Here is an 18,911-nt window from a genome sequence, read left to right on the forward strand (position 1 = left end):
CAACGGACGATGCTCGCGGAGATGGGCATCCGGCTTTGGCCGGATGCCCATCTCCGCGAACGGGGCGCGCTGCCTGGGCAGGAGGATCGCTCCCCGCTGCCGCCGTCCGCGAGGGCGGAGGGCAAGGCCGAGCCCTTGCCGGAGCACGTGGTGGTGCCGCAGCCAGCGTCTGCGATCGCGGCGCGTGGTGTCGAATCGATGGATTGGGCTGCGCTGCGTCAGGCAGTGGTCGACTGCACCGCCTGCAAGCTGTGCTCCAGCCGTCGCCAGACCGTGTTCGGGGTCGGCAACGTGCACGCGCACTGGATGATCGTCGGCGAGGCGCCCGGCGAGCAGGAGGACATCCAGGGCGAGCCTTTCGTCGGCAAGTCCGGGCAGCTGCTCGACAACATGCTGCGTGCGCTCGGCCTGAGCCGCCACGAAACCCCGCCGCCCGGCGGCGAGGGGTCGCCAGCCGATCCGGCGCGGCAGGTGTACATCGCGAACACGCTGAAGTGCCGCCCGCCCGGCAACCGCAATCCCGAGCCCGACGAGCTGGCCAAGTGCGAGCCGTTCCTGATTCGCCAGATCGCGCTGGTCAAGCCGCGGATCATCCTCGCGATGGGCCGCTTCGCCGTGCAGAGCCTGCTGCGCAGCAACGAGCCGATCGGCCGTCTGCGCGGGCGCGTGCATCGCTACCAGGGCGTGCCGCTGATCGTCACCTACCACCCGGCTTATCTGCTGCGCAACCTGGAGGACAAGGCACGGGCATGGGATGACCTGTGCCTCGCCGCCGAGACGGCGCGGGCCGCCGCCGAATGAACGGCGTGCCGCAATCGCCGCCGACCATCGTCGGCGCCTGCGGCGCAGGCAGCGGCCACGCCGAGCTGCTGCGCCTGCTGGCCGACAACGTGCCGGCGCTCATCGCCTACTACGACGCGCAGACGCTGACCTGCCGCTTCGCCAACAGCCGCTATGCGGCGACCTTCGGCTGGGACAGCGAGTCCATCGTCGGCCACACGTTCGCCGAGGTGATCGGCGAGGAGGCGGCCCGCCTGATCCAGCCGCACGTCGACCGCGTGCTGAAGCAGGGCCTGCCCGCGTCCTACGAGCGTAAGCTCCAGTCGCCGCAGGACCGCCGCTACATCGAGGTCAACCTGCTGCCGCACTTCGGCGAGGCCGGCAGCGCGATCGGCTGCTTCGTGCTGGTGTCCGACATCACGAAGTTCCGCCTCGCCGAGATCGCGCTGCGCGAGTCGGAAGAGCGCCTGGCGAAGTTCATGCAGGCCAGCACCGAGGGGATCGTTTTCCACAAGGAGGGCTTCATCACCGACGCCAATCCGCCGCTGCTGCAGCTCACGGGCTACACGCTCGACGAGATTCGGGGACGCAATACGCTGGAGTTCATCGCGCCGGACCACGTCGCGAGGGTGGCTTCCGTGATCGCCTCGGGGCAGGAGACCGCGTACGAGAGCGTGCTGATCGACAAGAAGGGCCAGCGCATCCCGGTGGAGTTCATCGTGCGCACGATGCTTCACAACGGCGAGCGCCTGCGCATGACGATCGTGCGCGACCTGCGCGACCGCCATGCGGCGCAGCAGCGCATCCATCACCTGGCGCACCACGACACCCTGACCGGGCTGCCGAACCGCAATGCGTTCATGGAGTACCTCGATCACCTGATGATCGGCGCGCGCGAGACCGGCAGCCAGATCGCCCTGCTGTTCATCGACCTCGACCATTTCAAGCGCGTCAACGATTCGCTCGGGCACCTGGTCGGCGACACGCTGCTGCGCACGGTGGCGTCGCGCATCACCGCCAGCCTGCGCGGCACCGACATCGTGGCGCGCTTCGGCGGCGACGAGTTCATGGTGCTGCTGCCGCAGATCGTGCAGCGCCAGGACGTGGAGGAGGTGGCGCACAAGCTGCTGCAGGCCATCGAGTCGCCGGTGCATGCCGATGGCCGGCCGATCTCCGTCACCGCGTCGACCGGCATCGCGCTGTTCCCGCACGACGGCGCCTCGCCGCAGGAGCTGATCAAGCACGCCGACACCGCGATGTACCTGGCCAAGGCGCGCGGACGCGCCCAGTACCGCTTCTTCGATCCGGAGATGGCGAGCTCGGCCTACGCGGCGCTGGTCATGGAAGGCGAGCTCGCGCAGGCCCTGGAGCGTGGCGAGTTCGAGCTGCACTTCCAGCCGCAGGTCAGCGCGCGCGACGACTCCATCGTCGGCGCGGAGGCGCTGATCCGCTGGCATCACCCGACCCGCGGCCTCCTGCAGCCGGCCGCCTTCATCCCGGTGGCCGAGCAGCAGCGGCTGATGCTGCCGATCGGGCAATGGGTGCTGCGCGAGGCGGCGCGCTGTGCAGCCCGCTGGCATGCCGAAGGATTGGGCGTCGCTCCCGTCGCCGTGAACCTGTCGACGATGCAGTTCCAGTCCAACGGCTTCAACGAGGCGGTGGCGCAGGTGCTGAGCGAGGAAGGCGTCGACGGGCATCTCATCGAGCTCGAGCTGACCGAGCGCATGCTGATGGACGATCTCGGCGAGGTGAGCGCCAAGCTCAGAAAGCTCGCCGAGCTGGGCATCCGGGTCTCGGTGGACGACTTCGGCACCGGCTATTCGTCGCTCGGGCATCTGAAGGAACTGCCGATCGACAAGATGAAGATCGACAGCTCGTTCGTGAAGGACCTGCCGGGCAACCGAGGCTCGACCGCGATCACGCGCGCCATCATCCAGATGGCGCGCAGCCTGGGCATCACCGCCATCGCCGAGGGGGTCGAAACCGAAGGCCAGCGCTCCTTCCTCGCCCTCAACGGCTGCGACGAGCTGCAGGGCGAGCTGATCAGCAAGCCGCTGCCGGCAGCCCGGTTCGAGCAGTGGGTCCGGCAGCGGCGGACGGTTCGTCGCTGACGGGCGCGGCTACTTCTTCTTTTTCTGCGGGCGCGTCCAGCCGCTGATCGCGACCTGCTTGGCGCGGGCCACCGTGAGCTGCCCGGCGGGCGCATCCTTGCTGATCGTGGAGCCCGCACCGATGGTCGCGCCTTCGCCGACCTTGATCGGAGCCACCAGCACGCAGTTGCTTCCCACGTGCACCTCGGGGCCGATCACCGTGCGGTGCTTGTTGGCGCCGTCGTAGTTGGCGGTGATGCTGCCGGCGCCGTAGTTGACGCGCTCGCCGACATCGGCGTCGCCCAGGTAGGCGAGATGGTTGGCCTTGGCGCCGCGGGCCAGCGTGGAGTTCTTCACCTCGACGAAATTGCCGATGTGCACCTCCTCGCCGAGATCGGCGCCCGGACGCAGGCGTGCGAACGGCCCGACCAGCGCGCCGGCGCCTATGCGCACGCCGAGCGCTTCGCCGTCCATGTGCGTGAACGGATGGATGACCGCACGCGGCGCGATGACGGCATTGCGGATGTAGCAGTGCGGGCCGACGCGGGCGCCTTCGCCGATCTCGACGCGCCCTTCGAAGACGCAGTTGACGTCGATCTCGACATCGCTGGCGCAGACGAGCTCGCCGCGAACGTCGAAGCGGGCCGGATCCGCGAGACGCACGCCGGCGTCCATCAACGCTTCGGCGCGCCCGAGCTGGTAGCGGCGCTCCAGGTCCGCCAGCTGCGAGAGCGTGTTGACGCCCAGGACTTCGGTCTCGTTGGCCGCCTGCGTCGCCACCACGTGAACGCCGTCGGCCACGGCCATCGCGACGATGTCGGTGAGGTAGTACTCGCCCTGCACGTTGTCGTTTGTCAGCCGCGCCAGCCAGCGCTTGAGCGCCGCCGTGGGCGCGGCCATCATGCCGGTGTACGCCTCGCGGATCTGGCGCTGCGCCTCGGTGGCGTCCTTGTGCTCGACGATTCCGAGCACCTCGTTGCCCGCCGCATCGCGCACGACGCGGCCGTAGCCGCTGGCGTCGCCCAGCGCGACGGTCAGCAGCGAAAGCCGCTGGCCGCCGCAGTCGTCGATCAGGTGGCGGGCGGTCGCGGCTTCGATCAGCGGCACGTCGCCGTTGAGGATCAGCGTGGTCCCTTCGTCGTGCAGCAGCGGCACGGCCTGCTGCACCGCATGGCCGGTGCCGAGCAGCGGCTCCTGGCGCACGAACTCCAGTCCGGGCGCGCGCACGGCGGCCTCGACCTCGCCGGCGCCATGGCCGGTGATCGTGATGATGCGATCCGAGCCCAGCGCGCAGACGGTGTCCAGAACATGCTGCAATAGGCTCTTCCCGGCGAGCTGGTGCAGCACCTTCGGCCGCGCGGATCTCATGCGGGTGCCCTTGCCCGCGGCCATGATGACGATGTCCAGAGCCATGCAGATGTCCTTGTCGAGAAGCGTGATTATCGGGGTGCTGGCACTGGCCTTGGGGCTGCTGTCGGGCTGCAGCGCGCTGCGCTTCGGCTACAACCAGGCGCCCGAGCTGGTGTACTGGTGGCTGGACGGCTATGTCGACGTCGACGAGACCCAGTCGCCGCGGGTTCGCGAGCAGATCCGCGACTGGTTCCGCTGGCATCGCCAGACCCAGCTGGCGGACTATGCCCAGTGGCTGGCCAGGCTGCAGCCCCAGATGGCGGATCGACTCACGCCGGCCCAGGTATGCCGTCTGCAGGACGAGGTCACGACGCGCATGACCGCGGCCTTCGACCAGGCCGTGCCGGCGATGGCCGAGTTCGCGCGCACCCTCAGCGACGAGCAGATCGGGCACCTGCAGCGCAAGCACGCGAAGACCAACGCCGAATACCGCAGCAACTTCCTGCAGGACGACTACGACGAGCGCCGCAGCGCGTCGGTCAAGCGCATCGCCGAGCGTGCGGAGACCCTGTACGGGCCGCTGAACGAGGCGCAGCGCGAGCGCATCGGGCAGCTGCTCGACGCGTCGCCGTTCGATCCGCAGGCCTGGCTGGCCGAACGCAAGCTGCGCCAGGAGGATGTCGTGCAACTGCTGCGCCGCATCCGCTCGGAAGGCACGCCGGCGCAGGCGCAGGCGGCCATGCGCCGCCTGTACGCCCATGCGTTCCGCTCGCCGCGCGAGCCGTACCGCCTGTATCAGGAGCGGCTGGCCCTGTACAACTGCGAGTTCGCCGCCGAGGTGCACAACCTGGCGACGCCGGAGCAGCGGCGCCGCGCGGTGGCCAAGCTCAAGTCCTGGGAGGACGACCTGCGCGCGCTGGCTGCCGAGCCTACGAGGTGACCTGCGTCACCACGCGGCGCGGGTTGCTGGCGCCCGCGCTGGGGAAGTCCTTGAGACCTGCCTCGAACATCGCGCCGAGCAGCGAGTTGATCGACGACGAATAGCCGTCGTTCGTGACGCGCACCTCGTACAGCGGCTGACCCGAGGGTCGGTCGCGGATCAGCATCGCGACCTCGCGCTCGTAGGTGGGCGAGTCGTAGAAGAAGGGATGGCCGAAGCGCGAGCCGTACCAGGGATGCCAGAACGGACGGCCGTAGAAGCGGTGGACGTACAGCCCGCCGCGCCACCAGAACGGATCGTCATAGGGCGAGCGGTCGTTCGGCGTGACGCGCGCTCCCAGCGTCACGGTGACGTCGGCGGCCTTGGGATCGGCCGCGGGCGTGAAGCCGGCCTGTTGCAGCGCCCGGGCGGCCGCGTCCTCGAGCAGCTGGGCCTGCTGGGGCACTGTCTGCTGCGAGGGCAGCCGCTCGAAGGCGTACGTGGTGGGCTTGCGGTCGGCCGGCCAGAGGCTGTAGGTCGACACGTCGTTGCTGAGCTCGCGCATGCCGGCGCAGCCGGTCAGCGCGACGGCGGTGGCCAGGGCCATCATTGCTTTCCACATACGCACCTCCTGCAGCAGAAGTCGACGCTCGGGTCTCAGTCGTCGTCGCGGTGCAGCCTGATCGCGCCCGTGGCCGGGGGCCCGCAGTCGTCCTCATCGTCAAACGCCCGGTCGCCGCCGGGGTTGACCACCCCGGTCGATTGGAGCGTGGTGAACGGGTACAGGTTCCTGTCCATCAGGTGCGAGGGGACGATGTTGCCCATGGCAGTGAACAGGTTATCGATGCGGCCGGGAAACTGGCGGTCCCACTCGCGCAGCATCTTCTTGATCTGCACGCGCTGAAGGTTGGCCTGGCTGCCGCACAGGGTGCACGGGATGATGGGGAACTGCCGGTGCGCGGCCCAGCGCTCGAGATCGGTCTCCGGCACGTAGGCCAGCGGGCGGATGACGATGTGCCGGCCGTCGTCGCTGACCAGCTTGGGCGGCATGCCCTTCATGCGGCTGCCGAAGAACATGTTCATGAACAGCGTCTGCAGCATGTCGTCGCGGTGGTGGCCGAGCGCGATCTTGGTCGCGCCCAGCTCGCCGGCGACCCGGTAGAGGATGCCGCGCCGCAGCCGTGAGCACAGGCTGCACATCGTCTTGCCTTCGGGGATGAGCCGCTTGACGATGGAGTACGTGTCCTGCGCCTCGATGTGGAAGGGGATGTCCCGGCCGGCCAGGTACTCGGGCAGCACGTGCTCCGGAAAGCCCGGCTGCTTCTGGTCGAGGTTGACCGCGACGACGTCGAAGCGCACCGGCGCGCGCCGTCGCAGGTTGAGCAGGATGTCGAGCAGCGCGTAGCTGTCCTTGCCGCCCGACACGCACACCATCACCTTGTCGCCGTCTTCGATCATGTTGAAGTCGGCGATCGCCTGGCCCACCAGGCGGTGCAACCGCTTGGACAGCTTGTTCGTCTCGTGGGCCGCCTTCTTCTCGGCGGCGGCCTGGCCCTGGGGATCGAGGACGGCACTCATCGTTCAGACTTTCTTCGCTTCGGCCAGGCCGAACACTTCACAGCCGACCGCATCGCAATCGGGATACACGTCGGGCTTCTCGGTGGACACCCGGGCGGCCTTCACGCGCGGGTGGGCCAGCATCAGCGCCAGTATGTCGTCGCACAGTGTTTCCTGCAGGTGGATGTGGCCTTGCTTGACGCGCAGCGCGATGGTGCGGCGCATGAAGTCGTAGTCGACCACCTCGTCCAGCTCGTCTTCCTGGGGCGTCGACACTGCCAGCGGGATGTACAGGTCGACGTTGATCAGCACGCGCTGCTCGCCGCGCTTCTCGAAGTCGTGCACGCCGATGTTGATCCACACCTCGTAGTTGCGCAGGAACAGCCGCCGGCAGTCCATCAGGCTCGGGTGGTGCAGCAGGCTGTCCATGTCAGGCTTTCCGATCCGGGTTGGCAATGAACAGCACGTCGCGCGGCTGCCGCTGCAGATGCTGGCCGCCGTCGACGAGCAAGGTCGTGCCGGTGATGGCCGGGGACTCGATGAGGAACCGCACGGCGCGCGCCACGTCCTGCGGCGTCGAGGAGCGCGCGAGCGGCGTCAGCGTGCGCGCCGTCTCGAACTCGGCGTCGGTCATCGGCCCCGATACCAGCGTGACGCCCGGCGCCACGCCGCACACCCGCAGCTGAGGTGCCAGCGCCTGCGCCAGGATCAGCGTCGCCGCTTCGAGCGCCGCCTTGGACAGGGTGTAGGAGAAGTAGTCGGGATTGGGATTCCACAGCTTCTGGTCGATCAGGTTGACGACGCAGCCGACCTCGGGGCAACCCCGCAGATGCTCGTGCAGCGCCTGCGCGAGGATCACCGCCGGGGCGACGTTGGCGCGCCAGTGCTTGTCCATGGCCGCGTGGCCGAAGGTCGACGGCGCGTCGTACTCGAAGGTGGAGGCGTTGTTGACCACCGCGTCGAGGCGCTCGAAGTGCCCGATGACGCGGGGGACCAGCGCGCGGCACGCCGCCTCGTCGGCGAGGTCGGCGTCGAAGGTCGCGGCATCGGCGCCCGCCGCACGCAGGTCGACCGCCGTTGCTTCGGCTTCGTCGCGCGAGCGCCGGAAGTGCAGCGCGATGTCGAAGCCGTTCGCGGCCAGCTCGAGCGCGATCTCGCGGCCGAGGCGCCGGGCGGCGCCGGTCACCAGCACGACGGGGCGGGAAGCCATGGTTCCTACAATCCAGCGATGAGACCCAACGAACCTGCCAGTGTATCGGCGGCGCTGCCGGCCCTGATCCGGCGGGCGATCGCGCGTGACGGCGGCTGGCTGCCCTTCGATCGCTTCATGGCGATGGCGCTGTACGCGCCGGGGCTGGGCTACTACAGCCGCGGCGACCGCCAGTTTGGCACGCTGCCATCGTCGGGGAGCGACTTCGTCACCGCTCCCGAGCTGTCGCCCCTGTTCGGGCACGCGCTGGCGCGGCAGGTGGCGCAGGTGCTGGACGCATGCGGCTGCGACGAGGTCTGGGAATTCGGCGCGGGCTCGGGTGCGCTGGCGCGGTCGCTGCTCGAGGCGCTGGGCGAGCGCGTTCGCCGCTATCACATCGTCGACCTGTCCGGCACTCTGCGCCAGCGACAGCAGCAGGTCTTGCAGGCGCACGGCGCGCGGGTGCATTGGTGGGATGCGCTGCCCGACACGATGCAAGGCGTCGTGGTCGGCAACGAGGTGCTCGATGCCATGCCGGTGCAGCTGCTGCGCTTCGACGGCGAGCGCTGGTTCGAGCGCGGTGTCTCGCTCGACGGCGAACGCTTCGCCTGGGCGGATCAGGAGACGACGCTGCGACCGCCGCACGAGGGGCCTTTCGTGCCTGGCACGGTCACCGAGATCCATCCGCAGGCCGAAGCCTTCGTCGCGACGCTGGCCGAGCGACTGTCGCGGGGTGCGGCTTTCTTCATCGACTACGGCTTCCCGGCCGCCGAGTACTACCACCCGCAGCGACATGGCGGCACGCTGATGTGCCATCGCGGCCATCGGGCCGACCCCGACCCGCTGAGCAATGTCGGCGACAAGGACATCACCGCGCATGTCGACTTCACCGGCATCGCGCTCGCCGGCCAGGAGGCCGGCTTCGAAGTGCTGGGCTACACGACGCAGGCGCGCTTCCTGATGAACTGCGGGCTGCTCGCCGACCTGGCGCAGGCCGACGCGCGCGGCATCGCGAGCGCGCAGAAGCTGCTGAACGAGCACGAGATGGGCGAGCTGTTCAAGGTGATCGGATTCGGCAAGGACTGCCCTGTCGAGGCGCTGGGCTTCACTGAAGGCGATCGGACCCACAAGCTGTGATCCGCTGGCTGATCGTCGTCTTCCTTGCGCTGCTGATCTTCAGCGGGCTGCGGCCGTGGCTCGAGAAGCTGGGGCTGGGCCGGCTGCCGGGCGACTTTCGGTTCAGGCTGTTCGGCCGGGAGTTCTTCGTGCCGCTGGCGAGCAGCGTGGTGCTCAGCTTCATCGCGATGCTGGTGGCGAAGCTCCTGTAGCTCGGGGTCAGCCCGACAGGCATTCCTCCACCGCCGCGATCCGCGCGCGCCGGATCGCGTCGCCGATCGCCGGTCCCTTGGCACCGCGCTCGATCATCGCTGCCGCCACCGCTGCCGTGTCCACCCCGCGCGCGCATTGGAGCACCCGGCCCAATCGCTCGCGCGGCGCATACGGCCTGTCCTCCAAGCCCGCCCGCCCGCGCGCATCGCATTCGCAGGCGAACAGCAACTCGGCGAAGCGGTCCGGTCGGCGCCACGCATCGCAGCGGTCCAGCAGGCGCACCATCGCGGCGGCATTGAGCTCGCCGCTGCGATGCACGTTGCCGTGCTCGCGGGCCACGACTTCTGCCAGCTCGCGGCAATCGACAGGCACCTTCAGGCGCTCGGCCACATCGCGCAGCAGCTTGACGCTGCGCGCCTCATGCGCGTGATGCCGCGGAAGCAGCTCCGGCGGCGTCGTGCCCTTGCCCAGGTCGTGGCAAAGGCAGGCGAAGCGCACGGTGAGCGGTGCGGCGAGCCTGGCGCTCATGTCGAGCACCAGCATCAGGTGCACGCCGGTGTCGATCTCGGGATGATGGGCTGCCGGCTGCGGGACGCCCCACAGCCGGTCGACCTCGGGCAGCAGCTGCGCCAGCGCGCCGCAGCGCCGCAGCACCTCGAACATGCGCGATGGCCGGCCCTCCATCAGTCCGCGTGACAGCTCCTGCCACACCCGCTCGGGCACGAGGGCGTCGACCTCGCCCGCGTCGACCATCTGCCGCATCAGCGCCTGCGTCTCGGGGGCGACCTCGAAATCGGCAAAGCGCGCGGCAAAGCGTGCGAGCCGCAGGATGCGCACCGGGTCTTCGGCGAACGCAGGGGAAACGTGGCGCAGCCGCTTGGCCTGCAGGTCGCGCTGTCCGCCGAAGGGATCGACCAGCGCGCCGCCTTCGTCCCTCGCCATCGCATTGATCGTCAGGTCGCGCCGTTCGAGGTCTTGTTCCAGGGTGACCGAAGGGTCGGCGTGGAAGGTGAACCCGTGATAGCCAGGCGCGGTCTTGCGCTCGGTGCGGGCCAGCGCGTATTCCTCTTTCGTCTGCGGATGCAGGAAGACGGGGAAGTCCTGCCCGACGGGCTTGAAGCCGGCGGCGACCATCTGCTCCGGCGTGGCGCCGACGACGACCCAGTCGTGGTCGTTCACCGGCAGCCCGAGCAGCGCGTCGCGCACTGCGCCGCCGACGATGTAGCTCTTCATCCGCCGAAGTGTAGGCGGGGGCGCCAGCCAACCCCGCCGTCACGACGGCTCAGCGATGCGTGCGATACGGCTCGTCGAAGTCGATGAAATCGTGCTCCTGCACGGCCTCGCCTGCCCACGCCTGCATCGCCGGCAGCGACCAGATGCGATCGACATAGTCCTGCACGACCGCGCTCACCGGCAGCCCGTAAGTGCGGATGCGGGTGCACACCGGGGCGAAGAAGGCGTCGGCAATGGTGAAGGTGCCGAACAGGAAGGGACCGCCATGCTCGTGCAGCTGCTGCTGCCACATCTGCTCGATGCGCGCGACGTCGGCGCGCGCGTCCGGCTGCTCGGCAAGCACCTTGCGGCCGATCTCCGGGAGCGAGGCCTCGATGTTCATGCCGAAGTGATTGCGCAGCGCGCCGAAGCCCGAGTGCATCTCGGCGCACAGGCTGCGCGCACGGGCACGGGCCAGCGGCTGGGTCGGCCACAGCTGCTTCGCCGGGTACTTCTCGGCCAGGTACTCGGCGATCGCCAGCGTGTCCCACACGGCGAAGCCCTCGTCCACGAGGATCGGCACGCGGCCGCTGGGTGCGACGGTGGCCAGGCGGCGCTTGAAGTCGGAATCGGGATCCTGCGACAGCCGCAGCTTGATTTCCTCGAAGGGGATGCCGCTGTGCTTCATCAGCAGCCACGGGCGAAGCGACCAGGAGGAGTAGTTCTTGTTGCCGATGTAGAGCTGCATGCAGGTTCCTTCGTGTTGCGGACGACGATGCTAGCCAAGGCTTGGGGTGGCGGCGTGATCAATGCGCATCGCTGTGATGCGCATGGCGCATGCCTCAGCGGCGACGGGCGAGCGCGCGCCACGGATCCAGTCGCGCCGGCCCCTGCCGCCAGCCGAGGATGTCGGGCATCACGCTCTCCAGCGCCCGCGGGGTGACGCCCAGGGCCTCCAGCGTCGGGGCACGCCCGCTCGCGACGCTGGGCACCTTCATCGAATCGAGGTTGTCACGCGAGATCACCGGCGGGCCGGGCAGCAGCTCGAACACCGCCGCCTGCAGTCGACCGAAGATGTCGGGCAGGGCAATCACCGGCCGCGGATGCCCGGACCAGCGGCCGGCCAGCTCCACCAGCTGGCGCAAGGTATAGGTGTTCGGCCCCACGCACTCGACGAGCCGCTCGGTGCGAAGCGGGTCCAGCAGCCGCACGATGGCGACGGCGACGTCGTCGACCCACACCGGCTGGAACCGCGCGCCGGCCGCGGCCAGCGGCATCACCGGAAACACCTTCTGCAGCGAGGCAAACCGGTTCATCAGGTGGTCATGCTCGCCGAACATCACCGACGGGCGCAGGACGGCCACATCGACGCCCGATCGGGTCAGCGCGCGCTCGCCGGCGGCCTTGGTGCGAAGGTACTTCGACGGCGCATCGTCGGCAGCCCCGAGCGCGCTGATGTGCACCACGCGCCGCACGCCGCGCGCTGCGCAGAGGCGACCCAGGCGCTCGGGCAGGTCGACGTTGACGCGGCGCATCTCGGCCTCGCTGCCGTGCAGCGTGGCGACAAGGTTGATGACCGCATCGCGGCCGCGCACCAGCCGATCGAGCTGCGCGTCGTCGTGCGGATCCCAGCGCGGGATCTCCAGCGTGGGCAGCGGCTGGATGTGGCCGGCCCGGTTCGGGAAGCGCGTCGGCACGGTGATGCGCCCATCGCCCCCGCCGCTGCGCTCGACCAGCTTCTCGCACACGCTCATCCCGACGAAGCCGGTGCCGCCGAGGACCAGGATGTTCTTCATGGCAGGTCCTTGTCGACTTCCGGGGCGTTGGCGTCGCGCGGGCCCACCGGGCGGCCCAGCCGCGAGCGCAGCGCGGGCGGCTCGCCGCTGGACAGCGCCGCATAGATGCTCGCGTTCGCGAGCACCTTCTTCACGTAGTCGCGCGTCTCGTTGAAGGGAATGTTCTCCGCCCATGCCGCGGGATCGAGGGCCGGTCCTTCGCGCCAGCGGCGCGGCCGGTTCGGGCCGGCGTTGTAGGCCGCCGCGGCCAGCGCCTGCGACCCGTCGAAGGCGTCGAGCACCATCCGCAGGTAGCCGGTGCCGATGCGCAGGTTGGTGCTGGGGTCGCTGATCATCTCCGGCGAGAAGTCGAGGCCGATCTTGCGCGCCGTCCAGCGTGCGGTGGCCGGCATCACCTGCATCAGCCCGCTGGCGCCTGCGCTCGAGCGCAGCGTCGCCATGAAGCGGGTCTCCTGGCGGATCAGGCCGAACACGTAGTTGGCATCGAGGCCGAGCTCGCGCGCGCGGGTCTCGATCTCTTCCTTGTACGGCGTGGGATAGCGCTGCGTCACGTCGATCTCGTGGCGCGTGCGCTCGCTGGTGTTGATGCACAGCTGCCAGTCGCGCTGCTCGCAGGCCAGCGCCGCCGCGGCGATCAGCTCGCGGTCGGTCATGCCGCGCAGCGAGTAGTTCCACTCCCGGCGACCTTCGTCGCGCAAGCCCAGGCCCACCAGGCGCAACGCACGCAGGAGCCCGGGGTGCGCGGCCGCGGCCGCCTTCTCTTCCGGCGCGAGCGGCTCGGGCGGCGGCGGCAGCACGAACGGACGCCCCAGCGCTTCGGCGGCCAGCGCGCCGTAGAAGCTGAGCTGGTGTGAGATGGAGCCGAGCATGCGCCGCGATTGCGCCCTGAGCGCTTCGCCGCTCTGCGAATCGCCCGCCAGCGACTGCAGGGCACGCGCCTTCCAGTAGACCCAGGTCGCTTCCTGCTGCTCCTCGGGGCGCATCGCATCGACCGCCTGCACCACCTGCTGCCAGCGGCCGCGGCCGTTGTCGGCGCGCAGGGCGGCCCGCGCCTTCCACGCCATCGTGTCGTCGGGCCAGTCGATGCCTCGTCCATCGCGGCCGGCCAGGCGTGCGGCGCGCAGGTAGTGGTCGGAGGCATCCGGCAGCAGCTTCATCGCCGCCTGCCGCGCGACGCTGGCCCACGCCCACGATGCCAGGTCGGCCGGCAGGGCGCGCTCCCAGCGCTCGTTGAGCGCGAGGGCAGCGGCGTCGGGCTCGTTGCTGGCCATGCGCATCAGGGCCATCGTCGCGAGCTCGGCATTGATGCGCCCGTCGGCCGTCGCCTTGCGCGCCAGGTAGCGCGCCGGGCTGTCGGTCATCTCCTGCAGCAGGCTGGCCGCGCTCAGGCTGACCAGCGCTGCCGACTGGCGCGCCGCGCGCAGGCGGCCCGCATCGACCGCGAGCCGGGTCTTGCGCCAGACGTCGGCGGGGGTGAAGACCTTCGCGTCGAGCAGGGTCGCGGCCAGCAGGTTGCAGCCTTCGTCGACGTCGCGCTGCGCGAACCAGACGTAGAGGGCGGCCTCGCGCACGTCCTGTCGTTCCTGATGCTGGGTCAGCAAGGCATAACACTGGACCTCGCGGTCGTCGTTCATGCGAAAGCGCGGGAAGTCGGAGATGAAGTTGGCCCAGTCGCGCCGATGGCCGAGCTCGAGCAGCCAATCGTTGCGCAGCCGGTCCTCCACGTAGGTGCCGCTCCAGCGCTGGTAGAACGCTTCCACCTCCGGCTGCGACGCCTCCGAGATGCGGTTGCTGAGCTCCCAGTAGTCGGCCCACATCGCGAGCGGATGCTGGCTCGCCGCGGCTTGTGCGCGCGACACCGCGAGGCGGTTGCGGTCCTTCTTGCGGAACGCCTCGCGGGCGTCGACCACCGGGTCGGGCTGGGCCTGGGCGACCGGCCCGGGCCACGGCGAGACCAGGGCTGCGCCGAGAGCGACGATGGCGGCCGCGCGGGCCAGGAAACGTCCGCGGGCCGACCCATATACTGAACTGCAGGTCTTCAAACTTCGATGCCTTCCTGAACCGTGTCGCTCGCGCCTTCCGACGCCTCTGCCGTGCCTTCCCGTCGCGCGCTGCGCGAGCGTCTTCACCGGATCCGGGATGAATTCGCCGCGGCATCGGGAACCGCCGCGCAAGCCGCGCTGGCGGCACATCTGGGCAAGGTGCTGGACGAGCTGCAGCCGCAGCGACTGGGGCTGTACTGGCCGCTTCGTTCCGAATTTAACGCAGCGGTCGCGTGTCTTGGCGACAGAAACCTGCATTCCGTCGATTTGGCCCTGCCATTCGCCAGGCGCCCGTCACGCGAGCTGCAGTTCCGCGCCTGGGATCGCGCCGAGCCCACGCTGCGCGACGACTGCGGCATCCCGACGATCGAGGGATCGCCGGTCGTGCCCGACGTCGTGCTGGTGCCGTGCCTGGGCTTCACCGCCTCGGGCTACCGGCTCGGCTACGGCGGCGGGTTCTACGACCGCTGGCTCGCGGCCCACCCGCACGTCACGGCTGTCGGCGTCGCATGGTCGGCGACCGAGATCACCGAGGCCGATCTCGCGCCGCAGCCGCACGACCAGCCGCTGATGCTGATCATCACCGAGCGCGGCGTGGTGGGTTAGTCCGCCTCGGTCGGCCCTTCGACGTTCGCCACCTCGCCCATCGCCTCGCGCGTGACGGTGGCCCGCCATTCGAGCCAGTCGCAGAACTTGCGCACCTCCTCGCGCGTGGCGCTGGCACCGATGGTCACCAGCCAGTAGGCAAAAGGGCTGTAGACCCGTCCGGCCGCGCCGAAGGGCTCGATCAGGTCGCCGCGCGCCAGCGCCTCGGTGACCATGGCGACCCGCGCGAGCGCGATGCCCTGGCCGGCGAGCGCGGCCTGCACCTGCTGGTAGGTGAAGTTGAGGTACAGCCAGCGGCGCGGCTGGACGCGCGGTGCGCCCTGCACCGTGAGCCAGTGTCGCCAGCTGAGGAATTCGGAGCTCGGGCGGTGGTCGTCTTCCTCGCACAGCGTGTGCTCCGCCAGGTCGGCGGCCGTGCGCAGCGGCGGCGCTTCGCCGCGCTGGATGCGGTCGGCCAGCCGCGGGCTGATGACCGGTGTCAGCACTTCGCCGAACAGCCGGCGCGCTCCCTGAGGCGCGTCGGACGGGGCGCAATAGCGCAATGCGATATCGAGATCGGGCTCGTCCAGCTCGACGATGCGGTCGGTGGCCGACACGCGGATGTCGAGATCGGGGTTGTCGCGCTGAAAGGCCTCCATCTGCGGCAGCAGCCACAACGAGGCGAACGACGGGAAGGTGTTCAGGTGCACGACGCGCCGCCCGCGCGCCTGGCGGATCTGGCGCACGCCGGCGTCGAGCCGGTCGAGCCAGGGCGCGACCACGCGCAGCAGCGCCGTGCCGTCGCCGGTGAGCTCCACGTGCCGCGTGCCGCGGGTGAACAGGGGCGCGCCGAGCTCGTCTTCCAGGCCCTTGATCTGCCGGCTGACGGCCGATTGCGTGAGGTGCAGCTCCTCGGCGGCGTCGCTGAAGCTCAGGCGTCTGGCGACTGCCTCGAAGGCGCGCAGGCTGCCCAGGGCCAGCGGCCGCTGACGGACCGTATTCATATCAAATCCGCATCAAAGTGGTCGACTGAATTCATTGGATCTGTTTCAGGAATGAGGCGAATATAGAGGCATAGCGCGGCGAAACCCTCGTCGCCGAACCGGGAGATTGATGATGAAATCGCAATTGTACGCGGCTCCGCTCGGTGGTCTGGCGATGCACTTCGGCCAACCGGTTCGGTTCGCTCAGCAGGCGGGTGAAGTCGTGGTCCGCAGCGGCCGCGTGTGGCTCACCCGCCGGGGAGACCTCGACGATCACGTGCTCGAGGCCGGGCAGCGCGTGCGGCTGGAAGCAGACGACGCCGTCGTCGTCGAGCCGTGGCAGCGAGGCGAGCAAACGGTGATCGACTGGCGCCCGGCTCAGCCGCGGCCGGTGCGGGCCTTGCCGCGCGATGCCGCCGCCTTGGGCTTGCGCGGCGTCGCATCCGCCGCCGACCGCCTGGCCGGTGGCTTGCGGCGGGCAGCGGGCGGCTTGGCGGCCCTGGCACGCAGCGCTGCCTCGATGGCCAGCCGCGCCCAGGGTTGCATCTGAGCCGCGGAGTCCATCGCCTCGGCCGGCGCGCTCCAGTAGCCCAGCGCGACGTGCTGGCCGCCGGCGCCGTCGTAGACGAAGGGCTCGCACCCGGCCGCCTCGAAGGCGGGGCGGGTGTGCACGTCGGCCTTGAGGTAGATGCGGTCGTCGGCGATCAACGCGACGAACAGGTCGTCGATGTAGACGCCGTGGCCGCCGAACATCCGGCGCGAACGGGCCGCGCCCAGCGGCTCGAACAGCTCCACGCAATGGTTGGCAAGTTCCTCGTAGGCCATGGGGCATCTTGCACAATCGCCGTTCACGCATCAACCGCGAGCGGCCATGACACTAGATCCGAACGAGGACCGGGACGCCCTGCGCCGAAAGCTGATCGCCGCGCGCCAGGCGCTCCCTGATCGGCTGGAGCGCGCAGTCGCGCTGCAGAACGTGCTTCGCGTCTGGCTGGTGGGCCGCGGCGAAACGGCGATCGGTGCCTACTGGCCGATCAAGGGCGAGTTCGACCCGCTGCCGGCGCTGTACCGCTGGGCGGAAGCGGACGAGCACCGCCGCATCGGGCTGCCGGTGGTGGATCGCGCGACGGGGTCGCTGCGCTTTCACGTCTGGTATCCCGGCTGCCCGATGGAACTGGACGCGCACGACATCCCCAAGCCCAAGGGCACCGAGGTGTTCCAGCCGCGGATGCTGCTGCTGCCGTGTGTCGGCTATGGGCCCGAGGGTGCCCGCATTGGCTATGGCGGCGGCTTCTACGACCGCACCGTGGCGAGCCTGACGCCGCGGCCGACGACGGTGGGACTGTGCTACTCGAACGGCTTCGTCCCGCTGCTGCGTCCGCGTCCCGGGGACGCGGTGGTCGATGCGATGCTGACCGACGACGGCGTGGTCTGGCAGGCCGCCGACGCCTGATTCAGTCCTTCGGCGCCAGACCCAGCCGCCGGCACAGCTCGAGGGTCAGCGCCGACTGGTTCATCGTGTAGAAGTGGATGCCCGGCGCACCGCCGGCGATGAGCTTCTCGCACAGCCTCGTGACCACGTCGAGGCCGAACGCGCGTATCGAGGCGGCGTCATCCATGAAGCCCTCCATCTTCAACGCCACCCAGCGCGGGATCTCGATGCCGTCGCGCGCCGCGAACTGCGCGATCTTGGCGAAGTTGTGGAACGGCATGATGCCCGGCACCACCGGCACGTCGGCACCCAGCTTGCGAGTCTCGTCGACGAAGTGGAAGTAGGCGTCGGGGTTGAAGAAGAACTGCGTGATCGCCGAGTCGGCGCCCGCCTTCACCTTGTCGACGTAGTGCTGCAGGTCGCGACGCGCATAGCGTTCGCCGGGGTGGTATTCCGGGTACGCCGCGACCTCGATCCGCCAGTCGCTGCCTTGCGTCTCGCGGATGAAGCGCACGAGCTCGGACGCATAGCGGAACTCGCCGGCGGTGGCCGTGCCGCTGGGCAGGTCGCCGCGCAGCGCGACGATGCGGCGGATCTTCTGGGCGCGATAGGTGGCCAGGATGTCGCCCAGACCCTGCCGGGTCGAGCCCACGCACGACAGGTGCGGCGCGGCTTCGAAGCCGGCCTGCGCGATCGCCGTCACGGTGTGCAGCGTCTTCTCGCGGGTGGAACCGCCCGCGCCGTAGGTGACGCTGAAGAACTCGGGCTGGCACGCGCCGAGCTCCTGCACGACGGTCTTCAGCTTCTCGTCGCCGACCGGCGTGTTGGGAGGAAAGAATTCGAAGCTGATCGGAACGATCTTCTTGCTGGCGTTCATCGCGCCTCCCTGTTCAGGTGTTCGCCGGGCGCGCCGCCCGGACGAAGAATTCACGGTTGCCGTCGCCGCCGGCGATGGGGCTGTCGAACCAGTCGAGCACGGCCAGCCCGCATTCGCCGCAAGCAGCGCGGATGCGCGCCTCGACGATCGCGTACGACGCCTTGTCCTTCACCAGCCCGCCCTTGCCGATGTGCCGAGGCTGCAGCTCGAACTGCGGCTTGACCAGCATCAGCAGCGTGCCGTGCGGCGCCAGCAAGGGCGCCAGGGCGGGCAGCACCAGCGTGAGCGAGATGAACGACAGATCGCCGACGATGAGGTCGAAGGCCGCTTCACCGAGCGTTGGGGCGTCGACGTGGCGCGCGTTCACGGCTTCGAGCGCGTGCACGCGGGGGTCGGCGCGCAACCGGGGATGCAACTGCCCGTGGCCGACGTCGATGCCGACCACGCGTGCCGCGCCGCGGTGCAGCAGCACGTCGGTGAAGCCGCCGGTGCTCTGGCCGACATCGAGCGCGGTCAGGCCCGACGCGTCGATGCCGGCGTGCGCCAACGCCCCCTCGAGCTTGAGCCCGCCGCGCGACACGAACCGCAGCTCCGCGTCGTCGACGACCTCGATGACGCAGCCGTCGGGCAGGTCGTCGCCCGCCTTGCGCGGGACGGCCCAGCCGGCCGCGCCGTGCCAGCGCACCGCGCCGCGCGCGATCAGCCGCTGCGCGGCCGATCGCGTCGGCGCGAGGCCGGACTCGACGAGACGCTGGTCCGCGCGCATGACG

21 protein-coding genes are annotated in these 18,911 nt (G+C 69.8%); 7 read left to right on the forward strand and 14 right to left on the reverse strand.

Translation table 11 applies throughout. The annotated features are described in order from the left end of the window. Positions 1-21 precede the first annotated feature (21 nt). Together P7V53_RS03380 and P7V53_RS03385 are read left to right on the forward strand one after the other, a co-directional pair. On the forward strand, positions 22-801 hold the full coding sequence (locus P7V53_RS03380; protein WP_280154067.1) for a uracil-DNA glycosylase: 780 nt from the start codon (positions 22-24) through the stop codon (positions 799-801). Between the two features lie 5 nt (positions 802-806). Then, positions 807-2,891 (forward strand): EAL domain-containing protein, encoded by a 2,085-nt coding sequence (locus tag P7V53_RS03385; RefSeq protein WP_280154068.1) that lies wholly within the window; start codon positions 807-809, stop codon positions 2,889-2,891. 9 nt (positions 2,892-2,900) lie between these two features. Here P7V53_RS03385 and glmU read toward each other — a convergent pair whose 3' ends face one another. Further along, positions 2,901-4,283, reverse strand: a complete 1,383-nt coding sequence (glmU, locus tag P7V53_RS03390) for a bifunctional UDP-N-acetylglucosamine diphosphorylase/glucosamine-1-phosphate N-acetyltransferase GlmU (protein WP_280154069.1) — start codon at positions 4,281-4,283, stop codon at positions 2,901-2,903. On the opposite strand from glmU, the gene P7V53_RS03395 reads away from it, so the two are divergent. Beyond that, entirely contained in the window at positions 4,282-5,160 is an 879-nt protein-coding gene (locus tag P7V53_RS03395) for a DUF6279 family lipoprotein (RefSeq protein ID WP_280154070.1), read from the forward strand. The genes glmU and P7V53_RS03395 overlap by 2 nt on opposite strands. Here the strand turns inward: P7V53_RS03395 and P7V53_RS03400 are convergent. From P7V53_RS03400 to P7V53_RS03415, 4 genes are read right to left on the reverse strand one after another with little or no spacing between them, the layout of a single operon-like run. After that, positions 5,150-5,761, reverse strand: a complete 612-nt coding sequence (locus P7V53_RS03400; RefSeq protein WP_280154071.1) for a DUF4136 domain-containing protein — start codon at positions 5,759-5,761, stop codon at positions 5,150-5,152. The two genes, P7V53_RS03395 and P7V53_RS03400, sit on opposite strands and share 11 nt — an antisense overlap. A gap of 35 nt (positions 5,762-5,796) precedes the next feature. Continuing rightward, complete coding sequence (gene ttcA, locus P7V53_RS03405) at positions 5,797-6,717, reverse strand: tRNA 2-thiocytidine(32) synthetase TtcA (RefSeq protein ID WP_280154072.1); 921 nt, start codon at positions 6,715-6,717, stop codon at positions 5,797-5,799. Positions 6,718-6,720: 3 nt separating this feature from the next. Continuing rightward, positions 6,721-7,125, reverse strand: coding sequence for a dihydroneopterin aldolase (locus P7V53_RS03410; protein WP_280154073.1), 405 nt, complete (start codon positions 7,123-7,125; stop codon positions 6,721-6,723). Position 7,126: 1 nt separating this feature from the next. Further along, positions 7,127-7,906, reverse strand: a complete 780-nt coding sequence (locus P7V53_RS03415) for an SDR family oxidoreductase (RefSeq protein WP_280154074.1) — start codon at positions 7,904-7,906, stop codon at positions 7,127-7,129. Positions 7,907-7,924: 18 nt separating this feature from the next. Between P7V53_RS03415 and P7V53_RS03420 the strand changes: the two genes are divergently transcribed. Both P7V53_RS03420 and P7V53_RS03425 read left to right on the forward strand, forming a co-directional pair. Further along, positions 7,925-9,022: an SAM-dependent methyltransferase gene (locus P7V53_RS03420; protein ID WP_280154075.1), complete on the forward strand. Its 1,098-nt coding sequence runs from the start codon at positions 7,925-7,927 to the stop codon at positions 9,020-9,022. Beyond that, positions 9,019-9,213, forward strand: coding sequence for a DUF2905 domain-containing protein (locus tag P7V53_RS03425; protein WP_280154076.1), 195 nt, complete (start codon positions 9,019-9,021; stop codon positions 9,211-9,213). Before P7V53_RS03420 ends, P7V53_RS03425 begins: the two co-directional genes overlap by 4 nt. Before the next feature lie 7 nt (positions 9,214-9,220). Here P7V53_RS03425 and P7V53_RS03430 read toward each other — a convergent pair whose 3' ends face one another. The 4 genes from P7V53_RS03430 to P7V53_RS03445 form a co-directional block, all read right to left on the reverse strand. Further along, a complete protein-coding gene (locus P7V53_RS03430) occupies positions 9,221-10,447 on the reverse strand; it encodes a multifunctional CCA addition/repair protein (RefSeq protein ID WP_280154077.1) in 1,227 nt (408 codons plus the stop codon). Between the two features lie 49 nt (positions 10,448-10,496). Next, positions 10,497-11,174: a glutathione S-transferase family protein gene (locus P7V53_RS03435; protein WP_280154078.1), complete on the reverse strand. Its 678-nt coding sequence runs from the start codon at positions 11,172-11,174 to the stop codon at positions 10,497-10,499. A gap of 94 nt (positions 11,175-11,268) precedes the next feature. Then, the gene (locus P7V53_RS03440; RefSeq protein WP_280154079.1) at positions 11,269-12,222 is read right to left on the reverse strand and encodes a complex I NDUFA9 subunit family protein; all 954 of its coding nucleotides are present in this window, start codon (positions 12,220-12,222) and stop codon (positions 11,269-11,271) included. Then, positions 12,219-14,264, reverse strand: a complete 2,046-nt coding sequence (locus P7V53_RS03445) for a lytic transglycosylase domain-containing protein (RefSeq protein ID WP_280154080.1) — start codon at positions 14,262-14,264, stop codon at positions 12,219-12,221. Before P7V53_RS03445 ends, P7V53_RS03440 begins: the two co-directional genes overlap by 4 nt. A gap of 51 nt (positions 14,265-14,315) precedes the next feature. On the opposite strand from P7V53_RS03445, the gene P7V53_RS03450 reads away from it, so the two are divergent. Next, complete coding sequence (locus P7V53_RS03450; protein WP_280154081.1) at positions 14,316-14,870, forward strand: 5-formyltetrahydrofolate cyclo-ligase; 555 nt, start codon at positions 14,316-14,318, stop codon at positions 14,868-14,870. On the opposite strand, the gene P7V53_RS03455 is transcribed toward P7V53_RS03450, so the two are convergent. The 3 genes from P7V53_RS03455 to P7V53_RS03465 are packed head-to-tail and all read right to left on the reverse strand — an operon-like array spanning position 14,867 to position 16,657. Further along, positions 14,867-15,853, reverse strand: coding sequence for a LysR family transcriptional regulator (locus P7V53_RS03455; protein WP_280154082.1), 987 nt, complete (start codon positions 15,851-15,853; stop codon positions 14,867-14,869). The two genes, P7V53_RS03450 and P7V53_RS03455, sit on opposite strands and share 4 nt — an antisense overlap. A 31-nt stretch (positions 15,854-15,884) precedes the next feature. Next, positions 15,885-16,187: a hypothetical protein gene (locus P7V53_RS03460; protein WP_280154083.1), complete on the reverse strand. Its 303-nt coding sequence runs from the start codon at positions 16,185-16,187 to the stop codon at positions 15,885-15,887. A gap of 23 nt (positions 16,188-16,210) precedes the next feature. Then, positions 16,211-16,657, reverse strand: coding sequence for a TfoX/Sxy family protein (locus P7V53_RS03465; RefSeq protein WP_280154084.1), 447 nt, complete (start codon positions 16,655-16,657; stop codon positions 16,211-16,213). A gap of 46 nt (positions 16,658-16,703) precedes the next feature. Between P7V53_RS03465 and P7V53_RS03470 the strand changes: the two genes are divergently transcribed. After that, entirely contained in the window at positions 16,704-17,285 is a 582-nt protein-coding gene (locus P7V53_RS03470; protein ID WP_280154085.1) for a 5-formyltetrahydrofolate cyclo-ligase, read from the forward strand. Between the two features lies 1 nt (position 17,286). Here P7V53_RS03470 and metF read toward each other — a convergent pair whose 3' ends face one another. Further along, entirely contained in the window at positions 17,287-18,141 is an 855-nt protein-coding gene (gene metF, locus P7V53_RS03475; RefSeq protein ID WP_280154086.1) for a methylenetetrahydrofolate reductase [NAD(P)H], read from the reverse strand. 13 nt (positions 18,142-18,154) lie between these two features. Next, positions 18,155-18,907: a TlyA family RNA methyltransferase gene (locus tag P7V53_RS03480; RefSeq protein ID WP_280154087.1), complete on the reverse strand. Its 753-nt coding sequence runs from the start codon at positions 18,905-18,907 to the stop codon at positions 18,155-18,157. Positions 18,908-18,911 lie beyond the last annotated feature (4 nt).

Origin of the sequence: Piscinibacter sp. XHJ-5 (genome assembly GCF_029855045.1) — a bacterium.
Taxonomy (GTDB): domain Bacteria; phylum Pseudomonadota; class Gammaproteobacteria; order Burkholderiales; family Burkholderiaceae_C; genus Albitalea.